The sequence below is a fragment of the Streptomyces sp. NBC_01750 genome (assembly GCF_035918095.1).
In the GTDB taxonomy this organism is placed as follows: Bacteria; Actinomycetota; Actinomycetes; order Streptomycetales; family Streptomycetaceae; genus Streptomyces.
Genome location: NZ_CP109137.1, coordinates 5613259 through 5629567, shown reverse-complemented (window position 1 = coordinate 5629567; position 16309 = coordinate 5613259). Strand labels below are relative to the sequence as shown.

Annotated in this window: 21 protein-coding genes; 10 read left to right on the top strand and 11 right to left on the bottom strand. The window is 68.2% G+C overall.

Translation table 11 applies throughout. The features are described from left to right. Positions 1 to 477: 477 nt before the first annotated feature. Positions 478 to 825: a hypothetical protein gene (locus OG966_RS25700; protein WP_326652217.1), complete on the top strand. Its 348-nt coding sequence runs from the start codon at positions 478 to 480 to the stop codon at positions 823 to 825. Between the two features lie 808 nt (positions 826 to 1633). Here the strand turns inward: OG966_RS25700 and OG966_RS40890 are convergent. Together OG966_RS40890 and OG966_RS25695 are read right to left on the bottom strand one after the other, a co-directional pair. After that, positions 1634 to 1936, bottom strand: coding sequence for a DUF7848 domain-containing protein (locus tag OG966_RS40890; protein ID WP_442806757.1), 303 nt, complete (start codon positions 1934 to 1936; stop codon positions 1634 to 1636). After that, positions 1936 to 2367, bottom strand: a complete 432-nt coding sequence (locus OG966_RS25695) for an ATP-binding protein (RefSeq protein WP_326652216.1) — start codon at positions 2365 to 2367, stop codon at positions 1936 to 1938. Before OG966_RS25695 ends, OG966_RS40890 begins: the two co-directional genes overlap by 1 nt. A 179-nt stretch (positions 2368 to 2546) precedes the next feature. On the opposite strand from OG966_RS25695, the gene OG966_RS25690 reads away from it, so the two are divergent. Next, a complete protein-coding gene (locus OG966_RS25690; protein ID WP_326652214.1) occupies positions 2547 to 3872 on the top strand; it encodes an XRE family transcriptional regulator in 1326 nt (441 codons plus the stop codon). Here OG966_RS25690 and cutA read toward each other — a convergent pair whose 3' ends face one another. Continuing rightward, a complete protein-coding gene (gene cutA / locus OG966_RS25685; protein ID WP_326652212.1) occupies positions 3873 to 4193 on the bottom strand; it encodes a divalent-cation tolerance protein CutA in 321 nt (106 codons plus the stop codon). Positions 4194 to 4762: 569 nt separating this feature from the next. Between cutA and OG966_RS25680 the strand changes: the two genes are divergently transcribed. Together OG966_RS25680 and OG966_RS25675 are read left to right on the top strand one after the other, a co-directional pair. Continuing rightward, entirely contained in the window at positions 4763 to 5047 is a 285-nt protein-coding gene (locus OG966_RS25680) for a hypothetical protein (protein WP_326652211.1), read from the top strand. A 288-nt stretch (positions 5048 to 5335) separates the two neighbouring features. After that, positions 5336 to 5794 carry a hypothetical protein gene (locus OG966_RS25675; RefSeq protein ID WP_326652210.1) on the top strand — a complete coding sequence of 153 codons (459 nt, stop codon included), beginning with the start codon at positions 5336 to 5338 and terminating at the stop codon, positions 5792 to 5794. Positions 5795 to 5962: 168 nt separating this feature from the next. Here the strand turns inward: OG966_RS25675 and OG966_RS25670 are convergent, their stop codons facing one another. After that, positions 5963 to 6250: a hypothetical protein gene (locus OG966_RS25670; protein ID WP_326652209.1), complete on the bottom strand. Its 288-nt coding sequence runs from the start codon at positions 6248 to 6250 to the stop codon at positions 5963 to 5965. Positions 6251 to 6402: 152 nt separating this feature from the next. Between OG966_RS25670 and OG966_RS25665 the strand changes: the two genes are divergently transcribed. Next, positions 6403 to 6861: a DUF4291 domain-containing protein gene (locus OG966_RS25665; RefSeq protein ID WP_406731131.1), complete on the top strand. Its 459-nt coding sequence runs from the start codon at positions 6403 to 6405 to the stop codon at positions 6859 to 6861. Positions 6862 to 7012: 151 nt separating this feature from the next. Here OG966_RS25665 and OG966_RS25660 read toward each other — a convergent pair whose 3' ends face one another. Next, positions 7013 to 7486, bottom strand: coding sequence for a hypothetical protein (locus OG966_RS25660; protein WP_326652208.1), 474 nt, complete (start codon positions 7484 to 7486; stop codon positions 7013 to 7015). A 199-nt stretch (positions 7487 to 7685) separates the two neighbouring features. Here OG966_RS25660 and OG966_RS25655 point away from each other — a divergent pair, with 199 nt between their 5' ends. Next, positions 7686 to 8339: an ATP-dependent Clp protease proteolytic subunit gene (locus OG966_RS25655; RefSeq protein WP_326652206.1), complete on the top strand. Its 654-nt coding sequence runs from the start codon at positions 7686 to 7688 to the stop codon at positions 8337 to 8339. Between the two features lies 1 nt (position 8340). Next, positions 8341 to 8943, top strand: a complete 603-nt coding sequence (locus OG966_RS25650; RefSeq protein WP_326652205.1) for a ClpP family protease — start codon at positions 8341 to 8343, stop codon at positions 8941 to 8943. 58 nt (positions 8944 to 9001) lie between these two features. On the opposite strand, the gene OG966_RS25645 is transcribed toward OG966_RS25650, so the two are convergent. Together OG966_RS25645 and OG966_RS25640 are read right to left on the bottom strand one after the other, a co-directional pair. Further along, positions 9002 to 9436 (bottom strand): helix-turn-helix domain-containing protein, encoded by a 435-nt coding sequence (locus OG966_RS25645; RefSeq protein ID WP_326652204.1) that lies wholly within the window; start codon positions 9434 to 9436, stop codon positions 9002 to 9004. 125 nt (positions 9437 to 9561) lie between these two features. After that, complete coding sequence (locus OG966_RS25640; protein WP_326652203.1) at positions 9562 to 9744, bottom strand: hypothetical protein; 183 nt, start codon at positions 9742 to 9744, stop codon at positions 9562 to 9564. Positions 9745 to 9927: 183 nt separating this feature from the next. On the opposite strand from OG966_RS25640, the gene OG966_RS25635 reads away from it, so the two are divergent. Further along, a complete protein-coding gene (locus tag OG966_RS25635) occupies positions 9928 to 11532 on the top strand; it encodes a hypothetical protein (RefSeq protein WP_442806756.1) in 1605 nt (534 codons plus the stop codon). Positions 11533 to 11587: 55 nt separating this feature from the next. Here OG966_RS25635 and OG966_RS25630 read toward each other — a convergent pair whose 3' ends face one another. Further along, a complete protein-coding gene (locus tag OG966_RS25630) occupies positions 11588 to 12214 on the bottom strand; it encodes a TetR/AcrR family transcriptional regulator (protein WP_326652201.1) in 627 nt (208 codons plus the stop codon). A gap of 78 nt (positions 12215 to 12292) precedes the next feature. Between OG966_RS25630 and OG966_RS25625 the strand changes: the two genes are divergently transcribed. Further along, complete coding sequence (locus tag OG966_RS25625; protein ID WP_326652199.1) at positions 12293 to 12793, top strand: DUF1453 domain-containing protein; 501 nt, start codon at positions 12293 to 12295, stop codon at positions 12791 to 12793. 181 nt (positions 12794 to 12974) lie between these two features. Then, the gene (locus tag OG966_RS25620; protein ID WP_326652198.1) at positions 12975 to 13343 is read left to right on the top strand and encodes a VOC family protein; all 369 of its coding nucleotides are present in this window, start codon (positions 12975 to 12977) and stop codon (positions 13341 to 13343) included. 171 nt (positions 13344 to 13514) lie between these two features. On the opposite strand, the gene OG966_RS25615 is transcribed toward OG966_RS25620, so the two are convergent. The 3 genes from OG966_RS25615 to OG966_RS25605 all read right to left on the bottom strand — a co-directional run bounded on the left by OG966_RS25615 (position 13515) and on the right by OG966_RS25605 (position 16125). Continuing rightward, entirely contained in the window at positions 13515 to 13868 is a 354-nt protein-coding gene (locus tag OG966_RS25615; protein ID WP_326652196.1) for a DUF1330 domain-containing protein, read from the bottom strand. 558 nt (positions 13869 to 14426) lie between these two features. Next, the gene (locus OG966_RS25610) at positions 14427 to 15554 is read right to left on the bottom strand and encodes an HTTM domain-containing protein (protein WP_326652194.1); all 1128 of its coding nucleotides are present in this window, start codon (positions 15552 to 15554) and stop codon (positions 14427 to 14429) included. Further along, positions 15541 to 16125: a DUF5819 family protein gene (locus OG966_RS25605; protein WP_326652192.1), complete on the bottom strand. Its 585-nt coding sequence runs from the start codon at positions 16123 to 16125 to the stop codon at positions 15541 to 15543. The genes OG966_RS25610 and OG966_RS25605 overlap by 14 nt, the downstream gene beginning before the upstream one ends. Positions 16126 to 16309 lie beyond the last annotated feature (184 nt).

Sequence of the window (16309 nt, the reverse complement as noted above, 5' to 3'; positions counted from 1 at the left end):
CGGTCCTCCAGCCGAGCGACGTGCGCGTTGAGATGAAGAGCCGACTGCGTAGCCGCCGCACGGAACTCATTACTCAGGGATCGTCCTCGATTAGGACTGTTCGCTGCCATGACGGCTTCGAGCCCGTGTTGAATCTCGATAATGGCTTCCCGCTGGAGGGTGACCCGCTCGGCACGCAGACGAAGCTTCGCTTCTACGTGAGCCAATATTCGGTCCCGCCGGAGGGAGCGGGTGTCAGCCAGCCTCTGCCCCAACAGCGTGCCAAGGCTGCCCAGAGCAACGCCCACAAGCGGCGCGATCGTCTTCCACCATTCCATCGGCGGATGGTATCCAAGCCCGCCAGGTTGCCGATTGCAGCGTGTTCATCGTCGTACAGTCCTCGACCGACGCCCTCAACGGACGTGGGTTACACGGCTGACGTCAACGTAGAGGGGGTCTGCTGGCTCCGGCTGAGCTGTCACCTGCAACGATTCGCCTGTGAGCTACGACCTTGCTGTGTGGGACGGTGAACGTCCACTCGACAACCATCAGGCGGACTCGGTCTACGACGAGCTCTATGCGCGCTACCTCGAGTCGGATGGCGCCGTCGTGCCGTCGGCGCCCCGCATCGTGGCCTACGTCGAAGCGCTCGTCGAGCGATACCCGGACGTCGAGAACAGTGTCGTATGGGCGTCGCCACCGGTCAGCGACGAGGCCTCGGGGCCGATCGTGTACCTGCTCATTTCCGACAGCAAGGCTGAGGAAGTGTCTGAGTACGCCGCTTCGCTGGCTCGCGAGCACGGACTCGTCTGCTTTGATCCGCAGGGAGAATGCCTGCGGCCGTGAGCTGGCTGCTTTCTCAGCGGGCGCACCCTCAGGTGCCCGTGCCAGATCGGTGCCAGAACAAGTGGAGAGGGCCGCCGGGCCTCTGCTTCGCCAGCCGTAGCTGGTCTACGGGCCCCGGCAACTTGCAGCTCAGGCTTCGCCCAGTCAAGGCAGCTGCGGCACGCCAACGGCCCACGGCACGGGAAATCAGGTTGAGACACCGACTTGGTGCCTGTGCCACAGACTTGGCACGCTGCTGCCTCAGCTTGCCTTGCCTAGCCGAGCGACCGCTCGCACAAGCGCCGCCACGTCACGAGCCCCTGCCGCCGACAGCGCCAACCGCACCGTCCCGGTCCCGTCTGCATTCGTCCTGGCCTGCCAGTGGAGGCCCGCCCTGTCGAACCCCGCGCTCGCCAACGCGTCCGCCAACTCCGCGCCGGCGTCCGCCGCATCACGCCAGCCCGCCACGTAGTCGAACCCGCGCACCCACACCACGTCGTCAGGGTCGAAGGCTCGCTCTCGAAACCCGCGTCCTCTGGGTCGTGCATCCGCTTGCAGTCCCTTCCCCGTCGCTGGCTCAACTCCGACCATGAGAGGGGTCATCGATCATGGACACGACGTTGCCCCGGTACCATCGGCACCGGGTTGCATCTGCACCCCAAACCGGACCGCCCCCGAATGCTTCCAGGCCAAGGGGGCGGTCCGGCCTGCATCCGGCCTACGCGGGCCAGACGCCAAAAGGCTTACGAATAGGGATCACTGATCACCGCCAACGGCACGTAGACCGCGATCCAGAAGACGACGATTCCGAGGGCGCATAATCGCTGCCTCATGAGTCCGCACCATCACTTCGCGCGTTGACCAGAGCGGCGCGGAAGAACGCGGTCGTGATCCCGCGGAAGCCGGTGTGTCCGAGAGCGCCCGCGTGCCGCAAGCACCAAAGCTCAGGCTCGTCCTTGCTTTCCGCCGCGTCGGAGGACTCGCCGCATGTCGTGCACTCGGCCTCATAGACCGGCCCGCTGCCTTGCCTGTCCGTGCTCAACATCCAGTCGGCGAACCGCATAACTGAGCGAGGTCTCGCCGACTGAGGCTCCAACGCGCCGGCGTTCACAGGCTTCTGAGTACCGTCCATCAACTGTCTCCGTCCTGAGGCGGCACCGACATCAGTGCCCATACGGACTTTCCGACCCCGCCGCGTTCGCTCACGCCCCACTGGTCCGCAAACACGCCGACCAGGACGAGTCCTCGTCCGCACTCCGAGTCGCTGGCAGCGGCATGCTCGTGGGGCCACACGTCCGAGCTGTCATGCACCTCGATACGGAGGTCTTCGCCGGCCAGTTGAAAGCGGGTCTCGATCTCACGCCCCGGCGAAACGTGCGCATGCCGGACGGCATTCGTGACCAGTTCGGAGAGCACGAGCAGAGCCGTGTCCTCAATCTCTGCCAGGCCCCAGGCGGCGAGCGTCTTGCGCAGCTCGACGCGGGCCAGGCCGACGCACCGCGGATGGCGAGCCCATCGGCACACCATCTCCGGGCCGTTCAGCGCATCCTGTCGCTCCTGCATGCCTCAGAGGATGGGCGTCTCATCCGCCCCATCGATTCCCGGCGATAGGGGTACCCATGATGGGTAAACTCGGCGCTGAGAATCGCTGATATTCCTTGTGCCCAGGCAGTTTGGGGAAGCGCGTGTCAGGAGACCTCTCACCGACGGCATTACCGGCCCATGTCCTTGGCCGATCCGATGTGCAGACCGCGCTGAAGCGACACGACTTCGGACAGGTCTTCAGGCTGGCCCGGCAATGGGGCGGGATCAGCTTCCTGAAAATCGCCGACGCGTGCGACATCAAGCCGGAGCGAGTGGGGAAGCTGGCGCGAGGCGACGGCGCGATCACCACGTACGAGAAGATCGCGTACATCGCAGACGCCCTGAGCATCCCCGGCCACATGATCGGGATGGCACCGCGCCCGTGGGAGCAGGCATCGACGCCCACATCCGCAAGTCGCCCGGAGCTGATCTCTCCCCTCGCGACCGACGCCCCAAGAATTGCGGGTGTGCCCGAGCCCGATGATGTGGGAACCGTCGACCTCGAAGGAGACGAAGTGCAGCGCAGGAGGTTCCTCGCAGCTTCCATCGGCATCGCCACCGGCGCGGCCATGACGCCAGGATCCACCGCCGGCCGCCGCATCGGGCAACGGCAGGTGCAGCACCTTCAGCGGCGCACCACCCGTCTTCGCAGCCTCGATGACGTACTCGGCGGAGCCGATACCCGGCACATTTACCGCGCCGAACTCGGCACCACCATGAACCTGCTGCGCAACGCCTCGTACACGGAGAACACCGGTCGACAGCTCCTCAGTCTGGTGGCCGAGCAGGCGCAGCAGGCAGGCTGGGCAGCGTTCGACGCAGGACGGCAGACCGAGGCGTCAGCCCTCTACGAGAAGGCCTTTCAGGCGGCGACCGAGGCCCAGGACGCGGCGCTGGCAGGCAACTCCCTCGCGTTCCTCGCATACCAGCAGGTCAGCACCGGCACGTCCGGAGTGGCGACCGCCGCCGCATCCTGCGAGACAGCCAGCGCAGACGCGCCCGCGACTGTCCGGGCCCTGCTCTTTGAACGTCGCGCGTGGGCCCATGCCAAAGCAGGCCAGGCCAAGGAAACCGAGCAAGCACTCGGCCAGGCCGAGGAAGCGTTGACGGGGAACGGCGGCGATCGACCCGGGCCCGACTGGTCATCGTGGGTAGACACCCGCGAGCTCCAGATCATGAAGGGCCGCTGCTGGACCGAGCTGCACCGGCCACTACGGGCCGTGCCCGCCCTCGAAGAAGCGCTAGCCGACTTCGACGACGCTCACGCCCGCGACAAGTCGCTGTACCTCACCTGGCTGGCACACGCCTACCTGGACGCCGGAGAGATCGAGCAGTCAGCAACCGTGATCACCAAGGCCATGGATCTCTCCGCCGGAATCGGCTCCGTCCGGCCCCAGCAACGCGCGAACGAGTTCCTACTCAGGCTTCAGCCGCACCGGACGATCGCGCCCGTCGCCGAGCTGCTGGACCGCGCGGCCATGTGATCACTCAGCGACACTGCGGGCGATCCAGTCCAGGCCGGCCGCAGAGCCCGCCACGATGGGTACCGCGTTGATCTCGGGGTTCTTCCACGGGTGGTGATCCAACAGATGCGCCTCAAGTTCGGGGTATCGAGCCGCCGTTGTCTTGAAGATCACCTGCCACTCTTCGCCCTCACCGAATTCGCCAAGGTGCCAGAACACCGAGGTGACAGGGCCGACCACCTGCGCACCCGCGGCCAGACGTGCCTCCGTCGCACCCCTGGCCAGTGCTACCGCTGCCTCACGGCTCTCCGTCGCTGTGTACACCTGCACGCACTCAGTCATGAGCCAGAGCCTAGGGCGGACCACGACCCGCCAACCAGGCCGCGCAAATAAGTGTGCCCAGGCCCCGCGCGACAGCTTCCCACCAAAAGGCTATGAGGAAGGCATGACTGTACCCACTCCCCCAATACCGCCACCCGGCAGCCGGACCCCGAGGTTGGCAGCGGTCGGCAGTAACGTCATGGCGGCGGTACCCACAGGTGGCGTAGACAGACGGAGCCGGGGCGTGACAATCTGCCGTACCCGGAGAGAACGATCACTGGGCAGTCGGTTGACCTGCGGGTATATGGCAGAGCAAAAAGGACTATGAACACGGCTTGACTGAGTCATCAAGCCGCGTTCACAGCCTCTTCCGTGCTGCAGGCAGCCGCCGGCCGAGGCTGCTCTCTCCACGTCAATGCCGTCTCGTGACAGACGTGCGCAGGGCCGTGTGTCCGGGCCGGCGGCCGCCGTTCGGATCACCCCAGGCGGCCCTTCAGGTGATTACCGGACGCCTCATGAGCCAGGCAGCCGCCGCAGAGGTACGACGTCTCAGCAGAGGACGAACCCAGAACGCCGTGAGGAGCTTGACGATGTACGCAGCAGTCCGGCGGTACGAAGGGGTGACCGATTCGGCCGAGGCGGCACGTCTCGTGAACGAGGGGTTCGTGCCGCTCATGCGCCAGGTCTCCGGCTTCGTGGCCTACTACTGGATCGATACCGGGGACGGAGTGATGATCTCGACCAGCGTCTTCCAGGACCAGGCCGGTGCCGAGGAATCGATCTCGAGGGCTGCGGGCTTCGTGCGGGACAACCTTGCTTCACTGCTCCCCAACCCTCCCCAGGTCATGGCCGGCGAGGTGGTGGCTTTCGCATGACTGCGTTCGGACGAGCCACAAGAGATGCCCTCCAAGGCTGTACCGGCCTGCAGTGCCCACGTCGCCCTTCTCAGCGCCGATCCCGCGAGGTGCGTCGGCCGCAAAGAGGACTGTGAACACGGCTTGACATGACTCATCGTGGAGCGTCCTCAGGGTGAGGCGCTGCCGCCAAGGACACTGGCTGTTGAGCCCATTCGGTGGCTACCGGCAAACCTCCCCGTGCTGACTACATACTGTCCGAGACCGATTTGCCGATATCCGGCGCGACGCACACGTCCAGGGGGGACCATGCGCACCCGCATCATCACGGCACTCACGGCAGCTCTGCTGCTCGGTGTCACCGGTTGCAGCAGCGACAGCGATGACAAGAAGGAACGCTCTGACAAGCCAGCCGTCAGCGCCACCCCTAGCAAAGGCGTCACCAACGACGAGGCGTCCGCATCGGACAGAGCTGCATTGGAGAAGGCTGTACGCGAATACACCGCGGCGTACTTCAAGCCTGACGTCGACGCCGGGTACGCGATGGTGTCCAGGCGATGCAAGGAGGCGACCAGCAAGGAGCAGTTCGAGGTGATGCTGGAGCGAGCGAGCGGCGACTACGGGCAGCAGGACGTTAGGAGATTCAGCGTCGATCAACTGTCCGGGGACATGGCCCGAGTGTCATACGGGGTGGCTCTGCCGAAGTTCGATCAGAAGCAGCAGCCGTGGGTACGCGAGTCAGGACAGTGGCGGTACGACTCCTGCTGACGTCCAGCTCTCCGGTCCTCACCCGACGGCAGGTTCGCGGCACTGCGGCCCAGCGGAGGGCTCGCGCTCTCCGCGCGTTCAGTCGAACGCCATGACCAGACGCACGCAACCGTGCTCACGGCGCCGCGCCCTACAGTGCTCCTCGTGGAGGCGTGAGCGCCGAGCTCGTCAGTAACGGAGGCGGGCCGTGTCCCCGTGGATACGCACGATGCACGTTCTGAAGCAGTCCAGCGGAGTGCCCCCGTCTGTGGGGACCAGCGTCAGCCCCAGATCCATCAGGGGCCGGATGGTCTGCGCGGTCCGGCTTCCATCAGGGTCAGGGTCCTGCACGGCCGCCCACGCTTCGAACAGCCCTTGGACGGCCTCCCAGCCCGGCCCGGGTACGAAGTGGCACAGAAACGTCGGCTGGTCGACCCCGTACTCGCGGAGCTCACCGACTTGGACTTCGCCCTGCATGAGCCACCACGTCCTGGCCAACGCTCCGCACCTCACATTGCCGACTTCGGTGGCACGTTACCGTTCTCAGTACCCCCTCACGCCACGAGAACTGGCCGCTCTCGATCACGCCCGCTGGGTTCGACCGTCGCGAAAAGGACTATGAACGCTGCTTGACTTGGATCAAGCCGTCGTTCCTGTGGATGATGTACCGCTGCGGATGGGGCACGAAGGCCGGTCAGGAGACCGTCCTGGCCGTCGAGATCTCCCGCAGCGGCTTCGAGTGGGCGTTGCGCCACGCATGCCTGTCGAGCTACGTGCGCGGGGTGCATCCCGACCGCAGCACCTGGCAACGCCAGGTGAAGCGCGCACCCGCCCGCGTCCAATGGGACCCCGAACGCGATCTGCACCTGCGGCCCCTGCCGTACCGCTCACTGCAACTCGGGCTCTCCGGTGAGGCCGTACGACGCTACGCGGACGAGTGGACGGTCAGCATCAGCGACGTGACTCCGCTCGCTCGCGACATCCACGCGCTCGTGAGCGACGGCGACCTGGATTCCGCGGCCCAACTGCTGCCCCAGGAGCGTCCCTACCCCGCCCAGGACGAACTGCTGACACACCTGTATCCGTGACCGGGCGGTCCCGGAACCTCAGCCCTTCGAGGAAGCCCTGCTCACCCTGGATGCTGAATTCCAACGGATGGCCGACCTGGCCCTGCAGGGCGGCGAAAGCGCCCCCGATCGCGATCACCGCTGACCGGGGACGCTTCACCCCACGTCCCGCTCAGACCGGGGACTGCTGAGACCGCCCCGCCTCCGCGGTGTCGCTCGCCGTGGGCGAGCCGGTACCTCGCGTGCGACGCAGGGCCGACCAGATGTTCCAGGCCGCGACGAGCAGGCAGAACAGACCGGTGGCGCCTGGAGCCAGCCAGGCCCCGACACGGTGCTCGACCGCCACCGTGGCCGAGGGGCCGTCGACCGTGGCGGCCACCGGCCCGGTCGGCCTCTCGTCGAACGTGGTCTCGACATCGATCTGCGTAATCCGGAAGGCCCCGTCTTCAGCCTCGAAGGATCCGGAACACAGCAGACCGTCGTCACCGTGCCGGGACTCCGAGATCTCGCAGCGCTCGGCGCGGAATTGTCCGGCCACCCCCGTCAGCCGTGTCTCCAACCGCATCAGACCGGCGCCCAGAAGAAAGACACCCGCGCCCAGGGCCACCACCGTGACCAACACCCGTCTCGGGCCTATTCGTTGCATCCCCGCCCTGCTCTCCGTACTCCGTGTTGTCAGCCGGCGCAGCGTAGCGCCCCCGCCGGGCTCGGCAGCGGCCGGGATACCCGCCCCCTCTGCCGTCAGCGAATCTGCTCCCGGCCAAGAAAGCTGACGGAGCGCCAACCGCGGGCCAAGAGTGGTGGGACCGCGGCTGACCCGAGCCGCGCCACTACAAGGAGGACCGATGGCGCCACTCATCACCGGCCGGGACCCGGTCATGGACCCACGAGCCGCCGAGGGTGACACACCTGCGACGCGGTTCGACGACCACCTCGCCGCACAACTCCTCGCACAGCGGATCGTCTTCCTCGGCACCCAGGTGGACGAGGTCTCCGCGAACCGGGTGTGCGCGCAGATGCTCCTTCTGTCGGCGGAGGACCCGAGGACCGACATCAGCCTCTGCATCAACAGTCCGGGCGGGTCGGTGACGGCGGGGCTGGCGATCTACGACACGATGCGGCTGATCCCCAACGACGTCTCTACGCTCGCCATGGGCTTTGCCGCGAGCATGGGGCAGTTCCTCCTCACCGTCGGGACGGAGGGGAAGCGCTTTGCGCTGCCGAACGCGCGGATCATGATGCACCAGCCGTCGGCCGGCATCGGCGGGACCGCCGCCGACATCGCGATCCAGGCCGAGAACCTCGAGTTCACGAAGAAGGCCGTCGAGCGGATCACCGCGGAGCACACCGGCCAGTCCGAGGAGACGATCTCCCGGGACGGCGACCGCGACCGGTGGTTCACTGCCGAACAGGCGAAGGAGTACGGCATGGTCGACCGCGTCGTCGAGTCGCTCGACGACGTCCGTCCTGCCGGACCGCGGCGACGGGTAGGGCTCTGACATGGGCCAGTACACGATCCCGAACGTCGTCGAGCGCACCCCGCAGGGAGAGCGGTCGTACGACGTCTTCAGTCGGCTGCTGTCCGAGCGCATCATCTTCCTCGGCACAGAGATCGACGACGGCGTCGCGAATGTCGTCATCGCCCAGCTGCTCCATCTCGAGTCCTCGAACCCGGACCGCGAGATCGCGATCTACATCAACTCACCTGGTGGCTCTTTCACTTCACTCATGGCGATCTACGACACGATGACCTTCGTCGGCGCGCCGATCTCGACGTTCTGCGTCGGGCAGGCGGCCTCGACCGCGGCGGTGCTCATGGCCGGCGGAGACCCGGGACGGCGGTTCGTTCTCGAGCACGCCCGGGTGCTGTTGGGGCAGCCGACGAGCGGCGGCCGGCAGGGGACCGTCTCGGACCTCAGTCTCCAGGCCAAGGAGATGCTCCGGGTCCGCTCCGAGGTCGAGGAGGTCCTGTCCCGGCACACGCACCACGATGTCGCGACCCTGCGCGCGGACATGGACCGCGACAAGGTCTTCACCGCGCAGGAGGCAGTGGCGTACGGGCTCGCCGACGAGGTTCTCAGCCGACGGATCCCACCTGCCTGACGCGCTGATGTGCGCCGGCGCCCGACGGCCGCGCCCCGGCCGGGGCGACGGCCGTCTGTCAGGCCGCGAGGCACATTCCGCCGTGCGGCGAAGCTGCCGCGCGCCCGGAGCTGCGGTCGCGCCCCGAGACGACCGAGGTGACCGCAGTGGGTTCGGTCTCGGTCCGGGCCGGCCTCGCCCGGGCCGAGCGGGCAAGCTCACCGTGGGCCAGCGCGAGGACATCGGCCAGTCCCAGGCCCAGGGCACGGGCGGCGGCCGCGAGGACTTCGGACGAGGCCTCCTTGCGGCCCCGCTCGAGCTCGGAGAGATAGGGCATCGAGATCCGGGCGGCGTCGGCCACATCCTTGAGCGTGCGTTCCTGGGCGAGGCGCTCACGGCGCAGTACGTCACCGACGACGTGCCGCCAGAGGGGCTCTTTGGCCGCGGGGGGCGGCGCCGCAGTGGCCGGGCGGAGTGGAATGACGCGGGCTTGGTTCGGCACGTGGCTGCTCACCCCCTCAGGGTAGGAGCGTTGTGGTCGGCCGGGAGGCAGCAGAGTTCCGCCCCGTGCGAAATCACGCGTTCCGGCCGCCGATGCCAGCAGAGGGAGTGCCGGTGCGCTCTGCGGCAGCAACGGCGTTACGGCTTCCCCGGTTTGCGGGCCATGAGGTGCGCCTGCTGGACCTTCTCGTCCCGGTCGGGCTCGCGCAGCATCCGGGCGTCCGGCTCGGCCTCGAGTCCGGTGCGGTAGCGCTCGGCGTAGTCGACGGCGACGGCGTCGTAGAACGGCCGGGTGGCGCGCAGGCAGGAGGGTTCGGCCATGGTCGAGGACAGAGTCCCCCACGGCCCGCACCCGACACCGCTCGCCGGCGCCCGCCACCACAAGGAGCGCTCGACCGATCCGCTCCTCGCAGGAGGAACCGTTCGCCGCGTGGCCCGTTCGCCGCGTGGCCAGGTGCCGGCGAACTCACGGCGGGGCCGTGAAGCCCCATTAGGGTTTGCGGCGTGGGGATCAGCGAGCGGGCAGAGACCGTACGAGCCGATGACGACGAGCGGGACACACCACCCCGGTGGCGTGTCCCGCTCGTCGCGACGGCCGTCGTCGTGCCGCTGTACCTCCTGTGGGCCGTCTGGCTCGCGACCGGCGGCGGCGACCTGGCGGCGCAGCTCGCCTGGGCGGGGTTCATGGAACGGCACCCCACATCGGCGTACAACCTCTCCTGGTACGGCGGCGCCCACACCGCCAACTACAGCCTGCTGACGCCACCACTCATGGCCGTCTTCGGCGTGCGCGCGGTGTCCGTCGCCGCCGGTCTGGCCGGCACATGGCTGCTGGCCTGCCTGTTCGTACGCAGCGGAGTGCGGCGGCCCGGCCCGCCCGCCGTGCTCGGGGCACTGGCTCTCTGGTGCGATGTCGCCTCCGGTCGTACGACCTTCGCGCTGGGCGTCGCGATCGGGCTGCTCGCCGTGCTGTACGTACGCAGGACGGGCGTCGCGGTGGTGTGCGCGGCGCTCGCTGCCATGGCAAGTCCGGTGGCCGGGCTCTTTCTGGTGGTGGCGGGGGCCGCGTATCTGCTGGACCGCCAGTGGCGCAACGGCGCCGCGCTCGTGCTGCCGCCGTTCGCCGTGGTGGGCGCGGTGACGCTGCTCTTCCCCTTCCAGGGCGAACAGCCCATGGCGGCCGGGAAACTGTGGATGCCGCTGGCCGCCTCCGCCGCCGTGGCGGTCGCGGCGCCGCGCGACTGGCGGGTGGTGCGGTACGGAGCCGGGGTGTACGGCGTCGGCGTCGTCCTCACCTATCTCATCGCCTCGCCGATCGGCACGAACGTCGAGCGTCTGGTGGGTCTCGTCGGGCCGCCGGTGCTGCTCGCGGCGGTGCTGGCGGGAGGGCTCGGCAGACTCCTGCGGGCCGTGCTCGCGATCGGGCTGGCCGTGAACACCTACTGGCTGATCGACAAGACCGAGGACGATCTGGCCGTCTCCGGCGAGGTGCCCGCGTGGGCCGCGCACACCGACGGCGTCGTACGGGAGTTGCAGCGGCTGGGCGCCGACCGCACGCGCGTCGAAGTCGTCCCCGCCCGCAACCACCGCGAGGCGAGCGTTCTCGCCCCGCACGTCAATATGGCGCGCGGCTGGAACCGGCAGCTGGATGTGGAGCGCGGGCGGCTCTTCTACGACGGGTCGCTGACACCGGCGACGTACCGGCAGTGGCTGGACCGCTGGGCGGTGGGCTTCGTGGTCCTGCACCACGGGCGTCCTGACGGGCCCGCCGAGGACGAGGCTGCGATCGTCAGGAGCGGGCCGGGCTGGCTGGAGCGGGTGTGGCAGGACGGCGGCTGGACGGTCTACCGGGTGCGGGACGCGGTTCCGCTGGCCGCAGCACCGGCGACGGTGGTCAGCGGCGACGACGCGGAGCTGGTCGTACGGATGCCGGCGGCCGGATCGGTGACGGTACGGGTCGCGTACTCGCCGTGGCTGCGGGCGCAGAGGGCGTGTCTGCGGCAGGAGGGCGAGTGGACGCGGCTGACCGTGCCGCGGGCGGGTGAGTACCGGTTGGACTCGCCCTACCGTCTGTCGCGCTCGGGCGGCTCGGGCGGCTCCGGCTGCTGACGGTGGCCGGCGCTGACGGCTGGTCGGGTTCTGGCACTGATCTTCCCTGCGGGTCTCAACCGGGCTGGGCGGGAACCGTGAGGGACTGAAGATGCCGACGGAGGATGTCGCGCGCGGCATCAGGGGCGACACCGCCCGGGTACAGCACTCCCCCGAAGGCGAGACCGTCCAGAAGCGCGGCAAGCCGCAGCGTCTCCAGCTCGATGTCGAGTCCGGCGGGAATGCCGCCGGACTTCTGGGCCTCGTGCAGCACCCGAGCGATCAGCTCGCGCATCTCGTCATGCATCCTGCGGGCGCACGGCCGGAATTCGGGGCGGGTGCTTGCGGCGGTGACGAACGCCGTCCAGAGCACGGCTTCTTCACGTCGAGTCTCGTCGAGGGGGAGGAATTCGGCGAGTAGTTCCTCGGTGCGGACCCGGCGGTCGATACCGGCGTCCGGGTCGAGGAGCTGCTCGGCATGGCGGCGGATGCGGTTGTCGATGCGCCGCCGGAGCTCCTCCATCGTAAAGATCATCAGCTCCGTCTGGCCGGCGAAGTAGTGCCGCACGGAACCGATGGCCAACCCCGCCTCCTCGGCGACGTTGCGCAGTGAAGCACTCTCCAGCCCGTCCCGGCCCACAACGCGCAGCACCGCCTGTGCGACGTCCTGACGGCGGGCTTCGGCCACGACAACTTTTGGCATACTGTCTTTATAGCACGGCCACGCTAAATAAACGCCGTTCGCCGGACGCGGACAGGCTGGAACAAAGAGGGAGCTGTGGTGAATATCTGGTTACTCGTCACGATCATCGCCGTCGTGGCAGTCGCAGTGGTGGTCAAGCGGCTGATGGGCGAGCCACTCAACGCCCGCGACTTGTTCGCACCGCCGCTGGTACTCACTGGACTCGGAATCTGGGCACTCACCGAAGTCGAGGAACTGTCCGGGACCGACCTCGGCTGGGTGATCGGCGGAGCGGTGGTAGGCGTGGGGCTCGGCGCGCTGCGCGGAGCAACCATCCAGGTCTACCCCAAGGACGGGATTCTCTATCAGCGCTATACGGGCAGGACGTTCCTCGTCATCGTCGGGTCCCTGGTGGTGATGGCGGGTTTCGGCTTCCTCGCCGTACGGATGGGCATGCACGAGGAAGCGCGGCCGATCAACCTGTCCATCGGCGTCGGCTTCCTGGGCGAGGCGCTGGTCGTCGGCGCGCGGGGCCTGGCGAGCGGAGTCCCCTTCGCCCCCGAGAAGCCGAGCCTGCTCGACAGATATTCCGGGCGCTGAGCGCGGCGGAATCCGACAGCGCTTCACCACAGGACTGCTGACACTTGTCGTGAACGCGGGGTACGACACCGACATCGTGGCTCGAGAAGAAGGGACGACCGCCTCGTCGAGGTCGCGTCCGCCTGAGCTCCGGCTCCGGCGCTGGCGGCCGGTTGTCAGTGGCGTGTGCCACGCTCGGCTCATGATTGACCACATCTCGGTACAAGTGGCGGATCCGGCGGCCGGCGCCGCCTTCTACGACCGTGTGCTGGCCCCGCTCGGCGGCAAACGGCTGCTCGACTTCGGTGAGGTGATCGGTTACGGCACGACGCAGCCGACCTTCTGGATCGGTCCGGTGACGACGGAGGGGCAGGCCCGCGAGGTGCATATCGCCTTTGTCGCGGCCGACCGCGCGAAGGTACGGGCGTTCTACGCGGCGGCCGTCGAGGCGGGGGCGGAGGTGCTGCACGAGCCACGGGTGTGGCCCGAGTACCACGCGGCCTACTACGGCGCGTTCGTCAGGGATCCGGACGGCAACAACGTGGAGGCGACCTGCCATATGCCGGAGTGAGACCGGGGCGCAGCAGCCCTTCTTCCGCCTGGGTTCGGTGCGCGCCCGGGGCACGACGGCCGGTCATCCGCGCGCTGGGGTGCGGGCCGTTCCTCGGTTCGTCGGCTTGGCTCGGATCGCGCCGGGCCGCCAGCGCCGTACGGGCCTCTCCGTAGATCGTCATCGTGACTGTCATGACGCCTCGGCCTGGGCCGCCCGGAACCGGGCGGCGGTTGCCGAGGCGTCGTAGCCCGGGGAGACGCCGTCGACCAGGATCACATCACCGGCCATATGCCGGGTACGCAGCGGCAGAAGCTCCTGGTAGGCCTCGGATTCGTACCACCCGCGCGCCCGCTCCATGCCCGCGAAGCCGATGATGACGAGCGCGCCCGGCCACTCGCCCTCGCGGAGTTCGACGGTCGCGCCATGGACGAGGAAGCGACCGCCGAAGGGGTCGAGGGTGGACTGGATCCGCTCCATGTAGTCGAAGATCTCGTCGTGCAGGTGCGCGGCGGGCAGCAGGTGCCCGACGGCGTAGGCGGTCATGATGTCCTCCTGGTGCGGGGGCTCGTTCGGATGTCTTCGATCCTGCCGAGGGAACGGGAGGCCGTCGATTACCCGCGAGGTAATGGCGGCAGGGTGCTCCCTGTCCAGGTCACAGACCCAGTCCCCGGCGCTCACCGGCTGTGGGGAGCCAGAGAGGAAACCACGACGCTCAGCGCGGGCTTCCCGCTGTCTCTGTGGCTGTCGCGCCGCGGCTCGCCTTGAAGATGTCGTCCATGGCTTCGGCACCCGATGTGGTCACCGGACGCAACTGCTTGCGAGACACGCTCGGGTGCCCCGCGTCCAGGCTCTGATCAGGGCGGTCCGTTCAGCTCTGTGAGTCGCCCGCACCGTCTGGAGCGGCGTCGGTCAGGCGGAAGACGCCGCGACGCGGAACTCGTCGCCCTCGGGTCTCCCGCCGTCCCGACAGACAAGTACCGGGTCAGGGGCCTGATCTGCAGAGCGGGTCAGGCCCCTGAGTGGTTTCCGGGGCCGGCATGCCCAAGGACCCCCCGTCCACGGCGGGGCCCTTGGGTCGGACTCGGCCTGCGGAGGTTTGCGTCAACCAGCGGGCCGGGGTTGCGGCGGTACCGCGGCGTGTGCTGATCCGGGCGAGGCTCCCGCTCCCGTGACACCTGGGGGACGGGGGGCGCGCTGCCACAGGCGTCCCAGGGAGCGGTAGAAGCGGTCAGGCAGGAACGCGGCATCGGCGACGATCATCGCGCCGGAGAAGAGCGGCAGTCCCATGAGCACCGCGATATTCACGTGCATGCCCAGGAGAACGATCAGGACGGGGTATTTGAGCCTGCCGAACAGAACGAACGGAAAGGCGACCTGCACCAGCACCGTCAGGTAGCCGGCGACGGCGATCAGCACGTGATGGCCGTCGATCATCTGGGACAGACCCGGCCAGGGCCGGAACAGGTCGATGTTCAGGACGTAGTGGAGGGCGGTGCCGTTGCCCCAACTGGGGCCCTGCACCTTGTACAGGCCCGCGCACCCGTAGAGGAAACAGACCTGGACGGCGATGACGAACATGCCGCAGTTGTGCAGCACGGTGGTCAAGATATCGCGGGTGTCGCCGAGTTGGTGCCGGAGACCGCCGCCGCGCGGGCCTGCCGTCTTGCCCACCGACGCTCGGAGCCGGGTCCTGCGCGCGTCGAGGGACCAGCGCCGGCCGGATGCGGTGAAGACGAGGTAGACGGCCATGAGGACCATGAGATTGTCCCCGCCGTCCGCCATGAAGATCGCTTTGGCGTGGAACGACACCACCACGACCGCGAACAGCACGGACACCGCCCGGGTCCGCCAGCCCAGCAAGAACAGCGCACACGTGACGAGAGCCACGGCGTAGCAGACCTCGAAGTACACCCGGCTGTCGGACAGGGTGAGGACGCTGAACCACCCGCTCTGGTCGAGCATCTGTCTGGCCAGCGCGGGCGTCCACGGTGAACCGGGGCCCCACATCTCGTCGCGGTGCGGAAACTCGCGGAGCAGGAAAGCGAGATAGAGCAGCCCGTACCCGATGCGCAGCACCGCTGCCGCATACAGGGAGACCGGCCGCTCGGTCAGGAGGACGAGGAACGCATGGACCCTCTCGGGTACGCGCTGCGGCGTGCGTACGGCCGCCGGCTCGGTGGTGCGTCGGGACGTTGTGGGCGTGGCGAGTGCCTGCTCAGTCCGTTCCATGTGAGGCCACCTTCCACCAGGGCAGATACCGGGTTTCGACCCGCGCCGGTGCCGCGCTGGCCGGGCGGAAACCGCCCGCTGCGCCGGGCGCGGCGATGGGCAGGGTGATCACCCGAAGCTGGATGGACTCGAAGGTGCCGCCACGTTGGGCGGCGACGCGATGCGCTGCGATGTTGCGCAGATACTTCTGCATCATCAGAGCCCGTTCCGAGCGCGGCTGGTCGTCGCCGCCGTGCGTTCTGAGGTAGGAATTCCAAGCCTGGCGCAGCATGTTCTGTGCCGTATGGCTCGGGAAGACACTGTGCTTGACGGCGGAATCGTCCATGGCGCTCAGATCGATCCAGTCGCTCACCCGTGCGGTGCCGTCCGGTGCTGTCAGCCTGGTCCTCGCCGAGATCTGCCGGTTGACCGACTGCGGATTCGGGGCGAAGAGCCGCCAGTTCTGCTCGAACACGGGCAGGACCCACGCGTTGATCTGCCGGCTGTACGCCTGCGAGATGGCGTTCGGGGGCGCAACGTACAGAAACACCAGGAGCACATGGACCAGGGCCACTGCCAGACAGAGGGCCACCGCGGCTCCCGTTCCCGCGCTCAGCGGGCGGGGTGGCCCTGAAATCCCACGGGTCCTACGCGGTACCCCGCCACCGCCTTGCGTTGCCGGCTCAGCGCCGGTCCGCTGCGATTCCTTCACATTCGTCGACTCAACGCCGCCCAGCACGGTCCCACCCGGTCCTTCCCATCCCGCCTGCTCGCAC